This is a genomic window from Prosthecobacter sp., assembly GCF_049294395.1.
GTDB lineage: Bacteria > Verrucomicrobiota > Verrucomicrobiia > Verrucomicrobiales > Verrucomicrobiaceae > Prosthecobacter.
Genome location: NZ_JBAQCR010000202.1, coordinates 1 through 3,074, shown reverse-complemented (window position 1 = coordinate 3,074; position 3,074 = coordinate 1). Strand labels below are relative to the sequence as shown.

Here is a 3,074-nt window from a genome sequence, read left to right as displayed (position 1 = left end):
CGCCTTTGCCGTTGTTCATGACGGGGACGATGAGATCGACATTGAGCCGGGGATTGTCGATGGCGGTGAGCTCGGCGCGGTTGACGGTGCCGGTGACGGTGATTTCATCGCCGAGGCGGATCTTGGGGATGAGGCCCTGGGGATCGGTGTGGACCATGACCCAGGAGAAGACGAGGAGGGTGTCGCCGCCGCGTTTGAAATTTTCCTCCACGCCGAGACGCCAGCCGACGAGGTTCTCATTGCGAAAGGAGTAGGGGTCGAGCTTGGTGACTTTGCCACGGTAGGTGCCGACTTTGCCGACTTCCTTGGTCTCGATCTGCCGGGTGATGCTGAGGGCGACCTCGGCTTTTTTGTCGCTCCAGAGTTTCAGCATCTCCTTGGCGGGGATGTCTTTGAGCATGTCCTTGAAGGCGCGCACGCCGCCGGCGTTTTGCGCACGGGCGTCATGCAACATGAGCAGCGGAGCGAGGAGAACGAGAAGGAGGCAGGCCGGTTGCTTCATGCGGGTGTACTAGGTGGGAAACACGTACGCACAACGCGTATCTCCAGAATGATTGATGGTTCGTTTTCCTAGCGCACGCTGTTTCAGTGGCGGCTGCGCGGCAAGCAGGCAAGGGTGTGCGCGGCTTCTGAAAGGAAACCGGTCACGCGTGTCCCCTGCCCTGGGCCTGCCTGGAACTTCACAGTCCGCCGAACCAGCGTTCGATGGTCTTGTCTTTGGCGATGGCGGCGGTGATGACCATGGAGAGGCCAAACACGCCGACGAATATGCGCGGTAATAGATCAAGCTCGATAGGAGTCATTGCTGATCCTAAAGTAAACATGGAACCAATCGCGCCTCCTAATGTTCGTAGTATAATCACGCTTATAGGATGAGCCCTAAATTCAAATTTATCAATACAAATTTCTTACAATATTAAATAAGTGTTGAAACCTTCTCTGGGTGAATGATTTAAGCGTTAACGAGTATTAAGGCGCTGTGGCGGTGGGCGCGATTGAATCCTGCTGAAGCAGGCGGATGCTGCGTGTTGGGGGGATCTGGCCGGGGAAATTTTAGGCGCTGTGAGGGAGCGAGGACTGGCGTTTCAGCGGGTGAGCGGGCGATGCTGCTGTTCCGGTATTGAGCGCGGCTTTTACTGAGGCCGCTGCGGCGTCATTCGCGCTGCTTGCTCGTGCTTCTTTTGCGCTGCCTCAGAGCAGTCGGGGATCAAAGGAGAAGGGCACGGGCTTGCCGATGACGATTTTTTTGAAGTCGGGGTGCGCGGGATTGAGGAGGTAGTTGGACTCGCCGGGGATGATGGCGCTGGGGAGCTCCAGCACGGCGGAGCGGGCTTCTTTGGCCCAGAGATCGCCCAGCGCACGGGTGGAAGGAGGGGCTGGCGAGAGCGCCCAGCCGGGGGGCAATGCGGTGACTTTTTCCACGAGCGCGGCCTCGAACTCGAGCGGGATGGCGGCGTAGGTGAAGATGACGGGCGGATTGAGATGCACGAGGGACTCCAGCACGGCCAGCGCCTGGGTGCTGCTGGTGTACACGAGGCTGACGCCGGGGGAATTCCACCGGCCGCCGTAGAGCCGCGCGCCTTCGCCGCTGAAGGCGGTGGCGGCGTGCTTTGCTTTCACGATGCGCCAGGCCTGCAGCTTCATGAGTAAACGCTGTATTCAATGCGGCCGAGGAGGTCTTCCACTTCACGGGCGCCGACCTCTGTCTCTGCGTACTCCAGCGGCACCGCACCACCGAGGCCGCGCTGCGCGGAGGTGAGCCATGCACGCGCATTCTCCACGGACTCCATGACCTCCACGGCCTTGCCCATGAGCCGGGCGAAGCGCACGACGCGGTCTGATTCTGCCGGGTCCAGCCTGCCTGCCGCCATGCGCCGGTGCAGCGTGGCCTTGGAGATGCCGAGCATGGGCACGAGCCTTTCCATGGAGACGTCCAGGCAGCTGCGCAAGTCATCCAACTCCTGCACGGGAAGCCCGATCTTGAGGGACTGGATGAGCCGGGCCGTGGTGAACTCAAGCGGTGCATGCCTGCCTGCAGCGCCATGCGCCAGGTAAGCCACGATGCCGCCGCCGGCTTTCCGCGCACCCACGCCGCCTTCTGCGCGGGCGTGATATACGGGGGCTATCTCTTGGACGAGGGTGGAGTCTTTTTTCATTTGATACTTATTTATGTATCATTTGACACCAAAGTCAATCACGTTTTTGAGGCACCACAGGGGCCTTGCCTTCTGGCGGCGGAAGGGGGCAGCATGGCCTCACGGTTGTGGTGCATCCACTGGTACTCGGATGATGTGGGATCGGGAGCTTGGGGTGAAAATGCAGGGGGTTTGAACCGCTGATGAGACGCTGACTTGACGCTAATACTGAGCCGAGCGAAGCGAGTCAGACGACCGCAGGGAGCCCGAAGGGGGCGCGAAGCGAATCAATCCGGAATCCGTCATTTCTGACTTCAACTATCAGCGTCTTGTGAGCTTCACGTCAGCGGTCAGGGATCTTGGTTCGGCAGATGGATCCTGCATGCGCAATCCACGCTTTGACTCTGATTCAGGCTCTCTGCTCCCTCTGCCTCTTTGCTTCTCTGCGGCAAAGACGAGCGTCCCTGCCGTGGGCTAGCAAACAGCGGGCGCAGGCGGGTTTCCCCTGCCCTGCCTCCGACGGTCTAGGCGCGGTGGGCTGGAATGAGGGCTGGTGTTTTTCCCGCCGGTCAGGTAAAAGGAGCATCACTTATGAACGGCTTGTATCTGGCTTCATCCATGGCGGCGGCGGTGTATTTGCTGTGGGTCATTGTGCGGATGAAATCGCGGGTGTGCCTCCCGGCGCTGGTGCTCGCCTTGATGCTGGCGGTGCATGTCTCGCGCATCCTGGGGGTGGTCGTCACCCACAAGACGTGCGATGGCTGGGACGTGGCTTTCAATGCGGCCTACGCGGCGCTGGCTTTCGTGGTCGTCTGGGTCTTCAAAAAGCAGCAGCGCATTTGATTCACGCTGGCGGGGCGCGTCGTGGAGTGCGGGTGGTGGATGCTGCGGACATGGCAAGGCGGGCGCGCTGCGGGCCGCCGTGTTGTTGCCTGACCC

5 protein-coding genes are annotated in these 3,074 nt (G+C 60.5%); 1 reads left to right on the top strand and 4 read right to left on the bottom strand.

All coding sequences use genetic code 11. From position 1 onward, the window contains the following. The 4 genes from WAW39_RS12775 to parS form a co-directional block, all read right to left on the bottom strand. Positions 1-502: hypothetical protein (locus tag WAW39_RS12775; RefSeq protein WP_422319380.1), on the bottom strand; the 502-nt coding region annotated here is incomplete at its 3' end. A 178-nt stretch (positions 503-680) separates the two neighbouring features. Further along, positions 681-803, bottom strand: a complete 123-nt coding sequence (locus WAW39_RS12770) for a hypothetical protein (protein WP_422319378.1) — start codon at positions 801-803, stop codon at positions 681-683. Between the two features lie 388 nt (positions 804-1,191). Further along, positions 1,192-1,644 (bottom strand): RES family NAD+ phosphorylase, encoded by a 453-nt coding sequence (locus WAW39_RS12765; RefSeq protein ID WP_422319376.1) that lies wholly within the window; start codon positions 1,642-1,644, stop codon positions 1,192-1,194. Next, positions 1,641-2,156 carry a type II toxin-antitoxin system Xre/ParS family antitoxin gene (gene parS / locus WAW39_RS12760; protein WP_422319374.1) on the bottom strand — a complete coding sequence of 172 codons (516 nt, stop codon included), beginning with the start codon at positions 2,154-2,156 and terminating at the stop codon, positions 1,641-1,643. Before parS ends, WAW39_RS12765 begins: the two co-directional genes overlap by 4 nt. Positions 2,157-2,726: 570 nt before the next feature. Between parS and WAW39_RS12755 the strand changes: the two genes are divergently transcribed. Then, complete coding sequence (locus WAW39_RS12755) at positions 2,727-2,978, top strand: hypothetical protein (RefSeq protein ID WP_422319372.1); 252 nt, start codon at positions 2,727-2,729, stop codon at positions 2,976-2,978. The last annotated feature ends 96 nt before the right edge of the window (positions 2,979-3,074 follow it).

What these genes read in the sequence shown, in the direction of transcription:
- parS (WP_422319374.1), bottom strand. Translation starts at nt 2,156, where the DNA reads ATGAAAAAAGACTCCACCCTCGTCCAAGAGATAGCCCCCGTATATCAC.
- WAW39_RS12765 (WP_422319376.1), bottom strand. Translation starts at nt 1,644, where the DNA reads ATGAAGCTGCAGGCCTGGCGCATCGTGAAAGCAAAGCACGCCGCCACC.
- WAW39_RS12770 (WP_422319378.1), bottom strand. Translation starts at nt 803, where the DNA reads ATGACTCCTATCGAGCTTGATCTATTACCGCGCATATTCGTCGGCGTG.
- WAW39_RS12755 (WP_422319372.1), top strand. Translation starts at nt 2,727, where the DNA reads ATGAACGGCTTGTATCTGGCTTCATCCATGGCGGCGGCGGTGTATTTG.